11 protein-coding genes and 1 tRNA gene are annotated in these 15,694 nt (G+C 40.1%); 2 read left to right on the top strand and 10 right to left on the bottom strand.

Annotated features, from left to right (window positions below; genetic code table 11):
* Positions 1-1,578 (top strand): RagB/SusD family nutrient uptake outer membrane protein, encoded by a 1,578-nt coding sequence (locus HMPREF9455_RS17115; protein ID WP_006800999.1) that lies wholly within the window; start codon positions 1-3, stop codon positions 1,576-1,578.
* A 95-nt stretch (positions 1,579-1,673) separates the two neighbouring features.
* Positions 1,674-3,287, top strand: a complete 1,614-nt coding sequence (locus HMPREF9455_RS17110; protein WP_006800998.1) for a glycoside hydrolase — start codon at positions 1,674-1,676, stop codon at positions 3,285-3,287.
* Between the two features lie 110 nt (positions 3,288-3,397).
* Here the strand turns inward: HMPREF9455_RS17110 and HMPREF9455_RS17105 are convergent, their stop codons facing one another.
* The 10 genes from HMPREF9455_RS17105 to dxs all read right to left on the bottom strand — a co-directional run bounded on the left by HMPREF9455_RS17105 (position 3,398) and on the right by dxs (position 15,346).
* Positions 3,398-3,703, bottom strand: a complete 306-nt coding sequence (locus HMPREF9455_RS17105; RefSeq protein ID WP_006800997.1) for a hypothetical protein — start codon at positions 3,701-3,703, stop codon at positions 3,398-3,400.
* A 327-nt stretch (positions 3,704-4,030) separates the two neighbouring features.
* Positions 4,031-4,104, bottom strand: a tRNA-Ile gene (locus HMPREF9455_RS17100).
* A gap of 115 nt (positions 4,105-4,219) precedes the next feature.
* Positions 4,220-4,927, bottom strand: a complete 708-nt coding sequence (locus tag HMPREF9455_RS17095; RefSeq protein WP_006800996.1) for a CDP-alcohol phosphatidyltransferase family protein — start codon at positions 4,925-4,927, stop codon at positions 4,220-4,222.
* A 4-nt stretch (positions 4,928-4,931) separates the two neighbouring features.
* Positions 4,932-5,594, bottom strand: coding sequence for a phosphatidylserine decarboxylase family protein (locus HMPREF9455_RS17090; protein ID WP_006800995.1), 663 nt, complete (start codon positions 5,592-5,594; stop codon positions 4,932-4,934).
* 153 nt (positions 5,595-5,747) lie between these two features.
* Positions 5,748-6,686, bottom strand: coding sequence for a ribose-phosphate pyrophosphokinase (locus tag HMPREF9455_RS17085; protein ID WP_006800994.1), 939 nt, complete (start codon positions 6,684-6,686; stop codon positions 5,748-5,750).
* A 264-nt stretch (positions 6,687-6,950) separates the two neighbouring features.
* On the bottom strand, positions 6,951-8,645 hold the full coding sequence (locus HMPREF9455_RS17080) for an alpha-amylase family glycosyl hydrolase (RefSeq protein WP_006800993.1): 1,695 nt from the start codon (positions 8,643-8,645) through the stop codon (positions 6,951-6,953).
* A gap of 724 nt (positions 8,646-9,369) precedes the next feature.
* The gene (locus HMPREF9455_RS17075; RefSeq protein WP_006800992.1) at positions 9,370-10,452 is read right to left on the bottom strand and encodes a CapA family protein; all 1,083 of its coding nucleotides are present in this window, start codon (positions 10,450-10,452) and stop codon (positions 9,370-9,372) included.
* Positions 10,453-10,469: 17 nt separating this feature from the next.
* Positions 10,470-11,927, bottom strand: a complete 1,458-nt coding sequence (locus HMPREF9455_RS17070) for a TrkH family potassium uptake protein (protein ID WP_006800991.1) — start codon at positions 11,925-11,927, stop codon at positions 10,470-10,472.
* 10 nt (positions 11,928-11,937) lie between these two features.
* On the bottom strand, positions 11,938-13,275 hold the full coding sequence (gene trkA, locus HMPREF9455_RS17065) for a Trk system potassium transporter TrkA (RefSeq protein WP_006800990.1): 1,338 nt from the start codon (positions 13,273-13,275) through the stop codon (positions 11,938-11,940).
* Between the two features lie 127 nt (positions 13,276-13,402).
* Entirely contained in the window at positions 13,403-15,346 is a 1,944-nt protein-coding gene (dxs, locus tag HMPREF9455_RS17060) for a 1-deoxy-D-xylulose-5-phosphate synthase (RefSeq protein ID WP_006800989.1), read from the bottom strand.
* Between the last annotated feature and the right edge of the window lie 348 nt (positions 15,347-15,694).

The raw sequence follows: 15,694 nt of genomic DNA, 5'->3' as shown, positions 1-15,694 counted from the left end.
ATGAAAAATATATTAAAAATATTTATTGGCGGGGCTCTAATACTTTCATTGGGAAGTTGTTCCGACTTTCTCGACAGACCTGTATTAGGACAGGAAAATCTCGATACATACTTCCAAACGGAAGAAGAGTGCCTGAAGGAGGTAGCCGGATGTTACCAAGCCATATTCTTCGACGACTGGTGGCAGGTTCAGGCTCCTTATGTAGGATTCGATATGTGTACAGACGACCTTTGGTTGGGTAATACAACCCAGTCGCAGAGTGACTGGCTTAGAATGGGTCATTACGGAAACCCTAAATTTGACGGGCCTATATCAAATTTCTGGCAATACCGTTATAAAGGTATATTGAGATGTAATATCGTTATAAACAGGGTTGCAGATTCTCCTATTAAAAATGAGACTCTCCGCAAAAGAATGATAGCTGAAGCTAAATTTCTCCGTGCGTTCTACTATTTCGATTTGGTGAAGAATTATGGAGGAGTACCTATAGTGTTGGATATGCTAATGCCCGAACAAGTACACGGTATTCAACGCAAAAGTATCGATGAAACTTATACTCAGATAGAGCAGGATCTGAAAGATGCGATAGCCGGATTGCCTCAAAAAAGCGAGTATAGCTCATCAGACCTTGGCAGGGCTACAAAAGGCGCAGCGATGGGATATCTGGGTAAAGCTTACTTATACCAAGGCAAATATAGCGAAGCCGAAAGCATATTAGGAGACTTGATAGATACTCAGGAATATGATTTGTGTACCAACTTTAAGGATGTATGGTCTATCGATCATAACAATAGCGTGGAATCACTTTTCGAAGTACAATTCAATTCCGATATCAGCTACAACTTAGGAGGCAGGCTGCCTGTGTTTACCGGTTCTCGTGACGATTCGGGATGGTCTTGGGGATTACCGACCAGTAATCTGGAAAAAGCATTTTTGGACGCAGGAGATACAGAGCGCCTTCGCTGGACTATTGTAAAGAATGGAGACGATGTACCGGGAGACGATTCCGATGAAGCTAAAGATTATTTGATAACTCCATCTAAACATAAATCGGCACGTATAAACAGAAAGTATTATATTCCTCACGCTCAGCGCACTACCCCATATGACGCTAATCATAACAATTTAAATCACAGATTGCTTCGTTTTGCAGATGTTTTATTAATGTATGCTGAAGCAGCAAATGAAGAAGGACATGATGAAAACGCCCGTAAAGCACTGAAAAGAGTACGCGACCGTGTAGAATTACCGGAAGTAACATCATCGGGTACTGCCCTTAGAGATGCGATAAGACTGGAGAGACGTCTGGAATTAGCTCTTGAAAATCATCGTTTGTATGATCTTCGCCGCTGGACGGACGACAACGGTAAAAAGGCCATCTGCAATGTATTTGGTCAGAACGGGACTTTTGTAAGATATAATCTATATGAATCTACGGATGAGTATGAGTTGACAAATCAGACGGAGAATAGTAATAAAGGAATAACATTCCAGGAAAACAGGGATTTATTATTTCCTATTCCTAATACTGAAGTTCTTTTGTCGGAAGGAAGTATTGCGCAAAACCCTAATTTCTGATTTATATATCAGACAAAAATAGTGTGCTCTTGATTCTTTATAATTTCAAATAAAGAGCACACTATTATATCTTTAATTTATTAATTAATGACATCATGAAGATTATAAAGCTGTTTTTATTTATGTGTCTGTTTCTATCATGCATTTCATGTAATGATGATCCAACCCCAACCATTGCGCCGGACACCGGAGCAGGTGAAGAAACGGAAGAAGGCAATGAAAATGTTACCATATCGCTCAGTACGACATATCAGACTATCGAAAGTTTTGCGGCTTCCGATTGCTGGGCACCTAACTATATAGGTACCTATTGGACGGAGACAGAGAAAGAGGATATTGCAAAATTATTATTCTCGAATAATATAACAGGAGGTAAGCCGGATGGCATCGGATTGTCCGGGTGGCGTTTCAATCTGGGAGGAGGTACTGCGCAACAGGGTGCAGCCAGTGGTATAGAAGATGCCACCAGACGGGCCGAATCGTTTATGAACCCGACAGATGGAACATTAGACTGGACAAAGCAAGCCGGGCAACAATACTTCCTCGAAAAAGCAAAGAGCTATGGTTGCGAACAGTTTGTAATGTTCAGTAATACTCCTCCGGTATATCTTACCCGTAATGGAAAAGGCTTTTCTGCATCGGGAGCATATTCCAATCTGAAAGACGATGCTTATGACGACTTTGCCAATTATATTGTTTCTGCAATAGATTATTTCAAGACCAATAAGGGAATCGACTTTGATTATATAAGTCCGGTAAACGAGCCTCAATACAACTGGGAAAGCGGACAGGAAGGTTCAGGCTGGCAAAACAGTGAAATTAAGAAACTTTCTGTAGAACTTAATAATGCCATAGAGAACAAAGGGCTTAATACAAAGATATTATTGGCAGAAGCTGCCGCCTGGAATTATTTATATGAAACCGATAATGATAACGGAAGAAAGAATGTGATATATAATTTGTTCGACAATGCATCATCAAGCTATGTAGGAGATTTGAAGCATGTAGCTCCTATTGTTGCCGGTCATAGTTATTGGACCGATGGTAACTGGGAAAACCTTGTAAATGTAAGAACCACCGTTGGAACGAAAGCCAGTGCCGCCGGACTGAAAGTTTACCAGACTGAATGGAGCATGCTTGGCGACGGATACAGCAGCAGTGAGTTTGTTGGTTTCGACAATGCTTCATATATGGATATAGCCTTGTATATGTCGAAGGTTATACATTGCGACCTTGTATATGCCAATGTTTCCTCATGGTCTTATTGGACAAGTATCGACCTCGAGCGTTGGAGCCATAAGAATAGATTTTTGTTGATAAAAGTGACCCCTGCTGGAGGCGATTATGGCGATATTACCCAAAGCGGGACTCATGCCGCAACTAAAACATTATGGGTGCTTGGTAACTATAGTTTGTTTATCCGTCCTGACTATAAACGCGTAGAACTAGAGATGAAGAATACATCAAAAGAATTATTCGGAAGTGCATATGTTTCGCCGGATGGAAAGAAAGTGGTGGCAGTGTACACTAATTTATCTGCAAACCGGTATGACGTGAGAGCCAAGTTGGCTAATGCGGAAATAGAATCGATAAAAACATATACGACCAGTCAGACTCAGGATTTGGAGGAAGAAAGTGTTAAAGATACGGGTAATTCTATTTTTGTAACACCGAACTCTGTTCTAACAGTGGTTTATAACTTAAAGTAAATAATAACCAATATAATAAATCTGACTTCATTGGGAATGATTCTATATCAGAATATTATTTCCCCAATGAAGTCAGATTATTTTGATACAGACTTTTCCCTTCGATAGAATTATATATTAAAAACAAATTTTCGGATAAACTCGTCTCCTTCCCATTCTTCCTTACATTTTACATGTATACCTAATATTTGCAGCAGGCGTTTTAGTTCATTGCCCATAGAATCTATATAAATCAGGCTGATCTCCTTTATCTTTAACAGCTTCGAAAAGCTACCGGTGTCGCTACTCCTTAGCTTTATACTCTCATAACCGGATACTTTATCGTTTTCCAACCTGAATACATTTACTTGCATATTCTCTTTTATTTCCTTCCCGGGTGTCCCTTTATCTGTTATTATTGCAATAGTCTTAATCATATCCTGTGTAAATTATTAAATCGTGCTTATTATTACAGACGTTTTAGCGTCCGATAATATTTTAAAGTTGTTGCTTTTTTAATAATATTTTCTTTTATCAGGCTCTATTTCTAAATGAATCTAATAAAAGCATAACAATTACTGCTAGTTTTTTAGTGCAACGCAGGGATTTTGAAAGACGGTTAGCGAGAGATAATGAATTGTTTGATAGAGTCAGGAAAGGGTTTGTAGTATGGTTTACCTCGCCCCTTGAAAACCTAGTAAATTCAGCAAAATTCAGGCAATAAAAAAGACTTACATTTTACTGCAAGTCTTTCATTTTCTATGTGGTCCCACCTGGGCTTGAACCAGGGACCCCCTGATTATGAGTCAGATGCTCTAACCAACTGAGCTATAGGACCTGATTTTCGGCGGTTATCCCGAAATCGGTTGCAATATTACTGCTTTTTACTGAAACCAGCAAACTTTTGAGCAAAAAATGCGATGAAAAATACATCTAAAATAAATACCACAGCCTTATTCCGCTTGTTTCCGGCTGTTAATGATTGACATAGCTATATATAGCAATATCCCTCCGGCAATCCCCAATATTCCAATATAAGCGACCAAAGCGATCATAAACACGATCAGAAAGTACCGATATTCGTTTCCTTTAAACTTTATGCTTTTTACTTTCAGAGAAAACATAGGAATCTCGGAGACCATCAGTGATGAGAAAACCAATATAGCTGCCAAAACGGTATACATCAACAAAGGTGTGATCATTGGAGCATCGTGAGTGAGTCCATAACAAAAACTTACCCAGAACATGGCATTCGCGGGTGTATTCAGACCTATAAAAGAGTCTGACTGGCGTTTGTCTATATTAAACTTAGCTAACCTCAACCCGGAAAAGACAGCCAGTAAAAAAGCCATATATGGCAGATATTCTATAATAACCGGATTTTGAGAAATGCGAATAGTATTCTCCGATAAGAAGTGAAATACAGCCATGCTTGGCGCCACACCGAAGCTAACCATATCGGCCAGTGAATCCAACTCCTTTCCCATAGGAGAGTATGCTTTCAGTAAGCGGGCCGAGAAACCGTCACAGAAGTCAAAGAAAGCAGCTACTATAACCCATACAACAACCCATGTATATTCTCCCTGAAAGGCCATCACTGTGGCAATACAACCGGAAAATAAATTAAAGGAAGTAAATACATTAGGGATATGTCTTTTCATTTTGTTATTTGAATTTAGCGATAACAGTTTGGTTACCTGTTACCTTCTGGTCCATTTCTACTAATATCTCGGTCCCTAAAGGAAGGTATACATCCACCCTGGAACCTAATTTAATGAAACCTAGATGCTCATCAATATGGGCGATTTCTCCTACTTGCGCATATGTAACAATACGGCGGGCCATGGCTCCTGCAACCTGGCGCAAAAGTATCTGGTGGCGGCCGTCCTCGGTTTCCATAACAACGGTCGAACGTTCATTTTCCGTACTCGATTTTGGCAGATAAGCAGCCATAAAGCGGCCGTCATGATGCTTAGACATCAGTACTTTTCCATTTATCGGATACCAATTCGCATGAACATTGAACGGTGACATAAAAATGGAAACAATTATTCGCTTATCTTTAAAATACTCACCTTCGTATACTTCTTCTATAGCTACAATTTTCCCATCTGCCGAAGCAACAATAATATCATCCGTATTTCCGGTGAATCGCCGATATGGACTTCTATAAAAGTTTAACACAATAAGGAAGAGAACGAGAGATACCCCTCCCACAAGATAAGATAGAACGGAATGATGAAAAAAATACCACAAAGCTCCATTTAGCAGAACCAATATGATAAGGTATGTTGTTAAAACGCCGCGTCCTTCGTGATGAACTTTCATTATTGTATTTTGTAAAACAATTTTATTGTAAGTTGCAAAAGTATCTTTATTTGATGATATATACAAATTTGCTATCCGAATTTTAGGGCAAACAAAAAGAGAGATTAGCTAATCTCCCTTTCTTTTAAGATTTATTAATCAGCCTTAAAGTAATTATAACACGTATAAGGAACTGATAGATTCGTTCGACAGTACACGTCGTATAGCATTAGCAAAGACATCGGCTACCGATAAAATAACAACTTTTTCGCACTTCTTAGAATAAGGAATACTATCGGTAAATACCATTTCGGTAAGCCCTGACTGATCCACACGTTCCGAAGCAGGGTCAGACATCACCGCATGACTGGCAATAGCACGTACCGAGCGTGCTCCGCTGGCCATCATAATATCCGCAGCTTTGGTTATTGTTCCTGCAGTATCCACAATATCGTCCACAAGCAAGACATCCATGCCTGCAACATCTCCGATGATCTGCATTTCTGATATTTCATTCGCTTTTTTGCGCAGTTTGTAGCAAATAACCATAGGCATGCCGAAATATTTGGCATATGAACTGGCACGCTTAGTACCTCCTACATCGGGAGTCGCAATAACAAGGTTTTCGCGATCCAATGTTTTGATGTAGTCTACAAATATTGCCGAGGCATATAAATGGTCGACCGGAACATTGAAAAATCCCTGTATCTGATCAGCATGTAAATCCATAGTTATCAGTCGGCTTATACCTGATGCAGCAAGCATGTCTGCAATAAGTTTGGCTCCTATAGATACACGGGGCTTGTCTTTACGATCCTGTCTGGCCCACCCAAAATAAGGGATGACTGCGATAATAGAATGTGCAGATGCTCTTTTGGCTGCATCTATCATCAATAAAAGTTCCATAAGATTATCCGAAGACGGAAATGTAGATTGTACAAGAAATACCTGACAACCCCTGATCGACTCCTCATAAGAGACAGAAAATTCGCCGTCAGCGAAGCGCTCGATGTTCATTTTACCAAGAGGACATCCTAAACTTGTACAGATTTTTTCAGCTAAATAACGGGATTTTGTTCCCGAAAAAATTTTGAAAGGTACACTACTTTCCATTGTTTCGTTAATCTTTTAATAAATATAGGTTATTGTTTTTGTAATAAGCCGTAAAATTAGCAAAAACAAATCACTCTAACGAGTAGTAACTGCTTAAATTTTACCGAAATTATATCTTATAAAACCTTTATACTTCTCCCTCTTCCTTTTCCCGCCACTTTTAGGCACTTATTCTTTTGGGTAATCATTAATCCGATAAGAAAAATACAAAAATCCATCTCAAACCAGAGTTCAGAAAGATATTCATACAGTCTTAACAGCGGTCTATTGTCCGACAGAAAATTTGATTATCATCCCCGAGCAGGCCTCCACATTAATATACAGGGCTTTATCCCAGCGCGAACTTAGTGGAATATTCTTCTTTGAAAATAATTCCTTTGCACTCTTTATTCTCTGCGGTTCAATACCCATATAGCCGAATGCTTCTGACGGAATATGCACTGATATTTCCGATGCATACGGCGCAAAATTAGCAACCACCAGTATAAATTCTTTTTTACATGAGCGAAGAAACGCATATTGTTTTGTGGAATCAAATTCCGGATTTTCATAATTATGATACATCAGGTCGAAGAATTTACCCGAACTGATACTTTCTTCTTCTCTCGCTATTTGTATTAGCTGGAGATAGAATTTGCGCAATTTCACTTGCCCCTGTGTCAGATTTCCGTTGCCAAAGGAACCGTTATTCCTCCATTTCCGCACAGAATCTACCGACCAGTAATCGAAAATGGTAGTTCGCCCGTCGAGCCCGCTGAAACCTTCTTTGTCCATACCGCGCTCACCCAACTCCTGCCCAAAATATATCATCACCGGATTGGTGTACATAGTAGCTGCCGTAATCATACCCGGTATAGCTTTGAATGCATCTCCGGCAAAAAAATCGGATGCTATACGCTGTTCGTCGTGGTTTTCAAGGAAATTTAGCATCTTTGGTTGTAAGTCCCCGATACGTTGCCAGCAAAAAGTAATTTCAGAGGCCGGCTTATATCCGCAGATAACATCGCGAAGTGTGTCATACAGATCGACTTTGTCATACAGATAGTCGAATAAACCCCAGTGCACATAATTGTGATATTGCGCAGGATTATACACCTCTGCAATAAAAATCAGTGATTTGTTTTTTGCCTTGACTTTAGGAATAACCCAGTTCCAGAACTCTACCGGAACCATTTCTGCCATATCGCAGCGAAATCCGTCAACACCTTTCGACGTCCAGTACAGTAGTATATCCTGCATCTTTAGCCATGTATCAGGAACAGGCATAAAACAATTGGTTTTACCATGATTATAATCCACACCGTAATTGAGTTTTACGGTTTCATACCAATCATTGATTCCGGGTTTATTTGTAAAACAATCATTTCCTGTCGCTTTTGCCGGATATTCCACGTAAGCGTCCTCTCCCTGCTGAACAGGAAACTGCAATTCGAGTTTTTGATTTGGTATATAATAAAAATTATTATCAGGGTCGAATGCAATTGTGGGATTATCATTCTCTCCGAAGTCTTTTACTTTCGGGGGTTTGGCATCCGAGTGATATTGGCGTGCAACATGATTTGGCACAAAATCTATTATCACTTTCATACCGTTTTTGTGTGTCCTGTCTACCAGATCTTCAAATTCAGCTATTCTGTCTTCAACCACATCTGCCAGATCGGGCGAAACATCATAATAGTCGCGTATTGCATAAGGAGACCCTGCATTACCTTTTATTACGTCCGGATTATCTTTAGATATGCCATGTGCAGAATAATCTGTTTTGGAAGCATGCTCCAATATCCCTGTGTACCATATATGGGTAAATCCCATTTTTTTTATCTCTTTCAGTGCCTTGTTGTCGAAGGCGGAAAATTTGCCTGCTCCGTTCTCTTCCAGTGTACCGTTTTCTTTGTTTATGTCTTTATTATTTCCGAATAGTCTGGGAAGTACCTGGTAAATAAATAGTTTTTCCTTCATTTTTGTGTATTTTGAGATACAAATATCCGAATTTTTTATCCAATAATATCATGTTCAGAGCAAATTGGCATTGTAAACGCACGAAAATTGGCAGCAATAACCACCATCAAAATTCACATTTATTAACTACATAGTATTAAAACCTGACACATCTGACAACTTTTTCTTTGTTTCACCTTGTCGTTTTCACTTTCGTTAACCACATATAGTTAAAAGGTAACACGGAAAACAATTAAGAATTAAGAATTAAGAATGAATAATTAATAATTAGCTTGTCTTACAGAGCAAAGCGAAGCATCTCGTCAGTAAACAGTTAGCAACTTGTATCTCGCGTCTTGTCGACTCGTATCTCATATAACTTTCAACTTATTACTTTCAACTTACTACTTGTTAAAAGGTAATAAAGGTAACGCATTTTTAGTTATTAGCTGATAGCTGTTAGCCGATAGCTTATGTACAAAACCTGACAAACCTGACGACTTTTTACACAATTTTTATTGTCACTTTTTCTTCTAAAAACTCCGTGCTACTCCGTTTACTCTGTGGTTAAAAATAAAAGGTAACAAAGGTTACACCTTTTCATTCATTTGCTAATCTGCTAATTTACAAATCTGCTGATTCATTTTTTCAAAGAGCCGCAAGCTAACAGCTAAAGACTATCAGCTTACCTATATAGATAAACTTTTTCAAAATGATTAAGATTCAGCACAGTATATCGTAAATCCTAATCCTTCTTCCATAGGCTCTCAATTGCATTCTTCGCATTGGTTGCAAAAGCCTTCATCTTAAGGAATGACACCTCTCCGAGTTTCTCTCGCCCCAGCTCATTATCAAAAGAGGCTACGGGGAGCAGTTCGAAAAAGGATGGAGTATCCTTGTCTTTCATCAATTTATTGACCCATACAAGAGAGTACGAACAGGAGTTTATTCTGACAGGATCATTCCCGTCTTTGCTTATATCTATCTTTACCATCATGCCACCTGTTGTATTTACAGGTTTCATGGCAGAGATAAGATTCCCCATCGAATACACGACAACATTCTTTATCTCATCGCCTTCTTTTTGTATATCTATAGGTTGCACCACATGTGGATGGCCGCCGATAACGAGGCGTACCCCATTGTTGACAAGAAAATCGGCAAGTTCTTTTTGCTCTTTATTGTGTTTCAGTACATATTCGATACCCCAATGCATATTGGCTATGATGATATCCGCTTTCATTATCTTAGCCTGTTCAATATCCTTCAGTATCTGTTTTTTATCGATATAATTGACAATATTGGGTTTTGTTACAGTATATCCGTTTGTATCATAGGTATAGTTTAACATAGCGATACGGATACCGTTCTTAATCATCATCAGGGGGTAGTATAAGTCCCGTTTTTCTTCATTGGCAAAAACCCCTGTATGCTTCACCTTTATCGAATCCAGCATTGTGATAGTACGTTCCAGTCCCTTCTTGCCTTTATCCAGAATATGATTGTTCGACAAGAGAAATATATCGAATCCGGCATCTTTCAATGCGTACGCATACTCGTCGGGAGAGCCAAACCGGGGATAACCCGTATATCTTTCACCGGGTAACGTGGTTTCCAGATTGACAACCGCGATATCCGCGTGTCTGATCTCATCTGTTACATACCGGAAATATGGAGAATAGTCATAGCCTTCACCTGTCTTCGCCACATCGAGTTGCCCTTTATGCTGCATGGCATCTCCGGCAAAGAGGAAGCTGACTTTTTGTTCTTGCGCAATAGCGGTGCAGGCAAAGAATATTACGGCCAGAAGAGTGTAGTGTTTTTTCATTTATATAGAATCGGTTATTATCTTCTCCAGAAAGCAGGCATAAATAAAGAAAGTACCGTAAACAATTCCAGACGACCTGTTAGCATCAGAAAGCAAAGATACCATTTCGAAGCCGTAGGCACATCTGAAAAATGCCCGTTATGGCCTATCTCAGCCAATCCGCCACCGACATTCCCTATACAGGAAATAGCAGCCCCCAGTGAATTCTCGAATTCCATACCTGACAAAGACAGGAGCAGGCAACTGATGATGAGTATCCCCAGATAAAGGAATATAAAGGCCAGTACTTTTGTGACAATATCGATGGATATCACCCGGTCGTTGAGACGGATGGGGAGTATGGCATTCGGGTGCACTTGCCGTTTAAATTCATTGATGGAGTTCTTAAAAAGGATAATGATACGCACTATCTTGATACCGCCCGCAGTGGAACCGGCACATGCCCCGAAAAGCATAAAGATTACTACTACAAACTGATAGAATGCTCCCCAATTCATGAAGTTCTCCGTAGAAAAACAGGTAGTTGTAAGTATAGAAACGACCTGAAACAGAGATGTGCGGAATGTTCTTTCCACACCTTCTATCTTTCCCGAAGAATATAGTCCGACAGCGATTATGGATACAAAGATAAGGATGATCAGAACATACCATTTAAACTCCTCATTCCTGAGGAGTTTTTTCGGATCGCCTTTCATAAAGAAGTAAATGAGAGGGAAGTTGATACCGCCTATAAACATAAATATGGTAATAACATACTCTATGTAAGCAGAATTCCAGTAAGCGATACTATCCTGTTTAGTAGAAAATCCGGCAGTAGATATAGTGGTGAAAGCGTGGCAGACAGAGTCAAATATATTCATCGGGCCCAACCACAGCAATAGGACAAGTATACCTGTAAGGAATATATAGACCATCCATAGCCGCTTGGCTATCTGAGAGATACGCGGGCGAAAACGGTCATACCCGATCCCCGTAACCTCAGCATCGTACAACACTGAAGCATTGCCTCCCATGGGTAAAATAGTGGCAACGAAGACCACAATACCCAGCCCTCCCATCCATTGGGTTATACTCCTCCAAAAAAGCAGGCCTTTGGGCATGCTCTCTATATCGGTAAGTATCGTCGCACCCGTTGCCGTAAAACCGGATATTGTTTCAAAATAAGCATTGCTGATGCTCGGTATTGCTCCACTAAAGTAGAATGGTAGCATACCAAAGGCTGAAAGGACGATCCACGACATGGCTACCATCAGAAAACTCTCACGTTTTCCTATCGGTTTAACATAGTCTTCGGTCCCGGATAAGCGAAGGAATACGCCTGCAAAGAAAGTTATCGTAGAACTTATCAAAATCGCATCGCCTGCTATTTCATGCGAATAGTACGAAACAACAGTTGCCGCCATCATAAACAGAGACTCTATGATGAGTAAGAAACCTATAGTTTTTAATACAAAACGATAATTGAAATTGCTCATTAGATATTGATTAATGGAATAGCTTTTCTGCTTCGCGCAACGAATCTTCGAGACAGAAAACCACTACATGGTCGTAAGGCTCGATCATGGTCTCCCCGTCAATCATCATTGGTTCTCCATTGCGAATCAGTCCTCCCAAAGTCACATTCTTGGGCAATATAATTTTTTTTACTTCTTTCTTGGTTATCCGTGAATTTGGCCGGGCTATTATTTCAGCGACATCGGCATTGGCTACAGTCAAAGATTTCACATTGGATACGTCTGCGCTGAGCAGGAAACGGTAAATATTGCTCACGGTAATAAGCTTCTTGTTGATAATACTGCCGATATCCAGATTTTCAGCCATCGAGATATAATCCATGTTCTCTATCTCTGCCACTGTCTTTCTCACGCCAAAACGTTTTGCTGCCATACAAGCCAGAATATTGGCTTCTGAATTTCCTGTAACAGCAATAAAGGCATCTATATCTTTTATACCTTCCTGTAAAAGGAATTCGGCATTACGTCCGTCGTTATGGTAGACGGTTACATTCTTCGGCAGTTTTTCCAGCAGCTGATAGGATTTTTCCTTATCTGATTCCAGTAGCTTTATATTAGTGGAGTCGGGTAAATATTGACAGGTACGGATAGCGATGCGGCTACCGCCCATTATCATCACGTTTTTTACATCAAAGGTAGCTTTACCCGCAATTTTAGGCAAATCGCCTATATTGTCTTTGGTGACGGTGAAAAAGACAATGTCACCGGACAGCACCTGGTCACTGCCTTTGGGTATGATGGTTATATTTTTTCGCTTGATGGCTACGATATGAAATATCTTATCTTCCTGTCCCAATTCATACAGATGCTTGTTTACAAGTTCGGAATTATCCCGGACTTTAATTCCGGCCAGAATAATATTGCCATCGCAGAGCTCTATCCACTGGCGCACCCACGGGCGCTTCAGAGCTGAAACGATTTCTTTGGCAGCCAGCATTTCGGGATAGACCATCGAATTCACCCCCAGTTTACCAAAGAACTCTTTATTTTTGGGTAAAAGATATTCATAATTATCTATCCGGGCGAACGTTTTCTTTGCCCCCATATTCGAGGCCAACATGCACGCTGTGATATTGACAGACTCATCGGGTGTAACCGCTATGAACAGATCGGCTTCTTCAACATCCACTTCTGTGAGGTCTTTTAGTGATGTGCACGATCCGGCCATAGTCATCATTTCCAAATTTGTATTTGAGAAATTGAGCTTATCTTTATCGGTATCCATCAGTACAATATCCTGATTTTCTACCGATAGTAGTTTTGCCAAATGTGTGCCCACTGCTCCTGCTCCTGCGATTACAATTCTCATAGACATATTATCTATTTAAAGTCTCAGACCTGTTTGACCCGCCTTCGCGTCGTCGATTGTTAATTGTTACTTTTTTATTTATAACAACAAGAGTTAGTTATAATAAAATTGCATTAAATACTTTCTCTTACTTATATATATCCACATGTTGCTGAGGTACGACATTATACCGGATTAATGTTTCGTGCATACGTTTTGCCAATCCCGGAGCGTCTATTTCACAAAGCTTATTCAACTCTTTTATTGAACCATGAGTTACAAACTCATCAGGCAAACCTACACGCGTAACATTTATATTATGATAATTATTCTCCGAAAAATATTCAAGCACAGCGCTGCCCAAGCCTCCGTTTTCGACGCCATTCTCAATGGTCATAACATTCTCATAGTTCTCGGCTACTTCTTTCAGTAATGCTTTATCTATTGGTTTCAGGAATATCATATCGTAATGGGCAATGGAATATCCCTCACCTTCTATCACAGCTATAGCTTCTCTGGCTGCATTCCCGATAGGTCCTATTGTGAGTACTGCGAGATCTTTACCGTTTTTCAGTTTTCGACCTTTACCTATTTCCAGTTTCTCCATTTTGCATTCCCAATCGCATAATACGCCCTGCCCTCTCGGGTAACGTATGACGAATGGCCCATCATAACCATAAGCTGCCGTAAACATCAAATGGCGAAGATAATGCTCATTGTATGGCGAGGCAATCACAAGATTCGGAATACAACGCATATATGCAAGATCGAATGCCCCGTGATGAGTAGGTCCGTCCTCTCCTACCAGCCCAGCTCTGTCGAGACACATTACCATATGCAGATTTTGCAAGGCAACATCGTGTATCACCTGATCATAAGCCCGCTGCATAAATGATGAGTATATATTACAAAATGGCAGAAGACCTTCTTTTGCCAGTCCGGCGGAATAAGTTACGGCATGGGCTTCGGCAATGCCGACATCGAAAGCCCTGTCGGGAAACTCCTTCATCATATACGTCATGGAGCAACCTGTTGGCATAGCCGGTGTAATACCTACTATTTTTTCATCCTGCTGCGCCAGTTCTACAAGTGTATGGCCGAATACATCCTGAAATAGTTGCGGCTGGTCTTTCGATTTTACAACAATCCGCTCTCCGGTTTCTTTATCGAACTTACCGGGCGCATGCCATACTGTAGCGGATACTTCCGCTGGTTTGAAGCCCTTTCCTTTTACAGTATGTATATGCAACATTTTAGGGCCTTTCAGATCTTTAATGTTCTGTAAAATACGCACCAAACCACGTAAATCATGTCCGTCCACGGGGCCAAAATAACGGATATTAAATCCTTCAAAAAGATTATGCTGTTTAGTCAGTAGAGACTTGAGGCTATTGTTGAAACGGAGGATAAAGTTCTTGCCTTTTTCCGTAATGAGGTTCCCTTTCTTAAATTTCTGATAAACATCATTCCTCACGCGGTTATAAGCCGGAGAGGTTGTCATCTTTACCAGATAATCCCGTATTCCGCCCACATTATCATCGATAGCCATATCATTATCGTTAAGGATAATAAGTATATCGTTAGGCTGGGAATTTGCATTATTCAATGCCTCGAAAGCCAATCCTCCGGTCATGGAACCATCACCGATAACTGCTACCACGTGCCTGTCCTCCTTTTTCAGGGCCGAAGCCACAGCCATACCTAATGCCGCTGAAATAGAATTGGATGCGTGTCCGGCTATAAAAGCATCGTATTCGCTTTCTTTCGGATTGGGAAATCCGGCTAAGCCTCCAAACTGGCGGTTGGTATGAAATCTATCTTTTCTCCCTGTGAGTATTTTATGGCTATAAGCCTGATGTCCGACATCCCAAACGATACGGTCGTACGGGGTGTTATATACATAGTGGAGGGCTACGGTTAACTCTACTGTACCCAGACTGGAACCGAAGTGCCCCGGATTATTGCTTAGTTGGTCGATAATAAAATTCCTCAAATCGGAGCAAAGAGTTTCCAACTCTTCGATGCTCAGGTTTTTCATGTCGGAGGGGTAATTTATCTTCTCTAGTATTGATATATCGTTTTGTTCACTCATAATAGTTTTCTTCAAATATAGAACCACCCTTTTATGGGTATAATAAACAGGCAAATATATAAAACAAATAGCATTTATATGTTAAGTTGCATGCAATTTAACCTGTTGAGGCAGACACTTTTTACATACCGAAAGAAAAGTATTGCTTCAGACAGAGCATTTTAAAGATAAATCTTCGATAAGCAAATTATTTGTTAATTAAATTAACACGATCAACCATTCAATCTTTACAAATAGATAAACCCTACGGAAAATAATATATCCATCAATCCCTATTTATTGTGATAATTATATAAAATTATCATTATTTTTTGCGATTGCCAGCCTAAGCAATAATCAGGACCTTTG

This window comes from Dysgonomonas gadei ATCC BAA-286 (assembly GCF_000213555.1).
Lineage (GTDB): Bacteria > Bacteroidota > Bacteroidia > Bacteroidales > Dysgonomonadaceae > Dysgonomonas > Dysgonomonas gadei.
This window is presented reverse-complemented; position numbering and strand designations above follow the sequence as displayed.

What these genes read in the sequence shown, in the direction of transcription:
- HMPREF9455_RS17115 (WP_006800999.1), top strand. Translation starts at nt 1, where the DNA reads ATGAAAAATATATTAAAAATATTTATTGGCGGGGCTCTAATACTTTCA.
- HMPREF9455_RS17110 (WP_006800998.1), top strand. Translation starts at nt 1,674, where the DNA reads ATGAAGATTATAAAGCTGTTTTTATTTATGTGTCTGTTTCTATCATGC.
- HMPREF9455_RS17105 (WP_006800997.1), bottom strand. Translation starts at nt 3,703, where the DNA reads ATGATTAAGACTATTGCAATAATAACAGATAAAGGGACACCCGGGAAG.
- HMPREF9455_RS17095 (WP_006800996.1), bottom strand. Translation starts at nt 4,927, where the DNA reads ATGAAAAGACATATCCCTAATGTATTTACTTCCTTTAATTTATTTTCC.
- HMPREF9455_RS17090 (WP_006800995.1), bottom strand. Translation starts at nt 5,594, where the DNA reads ATGAAAGTTCATCACGAAGGACGCGGCGTTTTAACAACATACCTTATC.
- HMPREF9455_RS17085 (WP_006800994.1), bottom strand. Translation starts at nt 6,686, where the DNA reads ATGGAAAGTAGTGTACCTTTCAAAATTTTTTCGGGAACAAAATCCCGT.
- HMPREF9455_RS17080 (WP_006800993.1), bottom strand. Translation starts at nt 8,645, where the DNA reads ATGAAGGAAAAACTATTTATTTACCAGGTACTTCCCAGACTATTCGGA.
- HMPREF9455_RS17075 (WP_006800992.1), bottom strand. Translation starts at nt 10,452, where the DNA reads ATGAAAAAACACTACACTCTTCTGGCCGTAATATTCTTTGCCTGCACC.
- HMPREF9455_RS17070 (WP_006800991.1), bottom strand. Translation starts at nt 11,927, where the DNA reads ATGAGCAATTTCAATTATCGTTTTGTATTAAAAACTATAGGTTTCTTA.
- trkA (WP_006800990.1), bottom strand. Translation starts at nt 13,275, where the DNA reads ATGAGAATTGTAATCGCAGGAGCAGGAGCAGTGGGCACACATTTGGCA.
- dxs (WP_006800989.1), bottom strand. Translation starts at nt 15,346, where the DNA reads ATGAGTGAACAAAACGATATATCAATACTAGAGAAGATAAATTACCCC.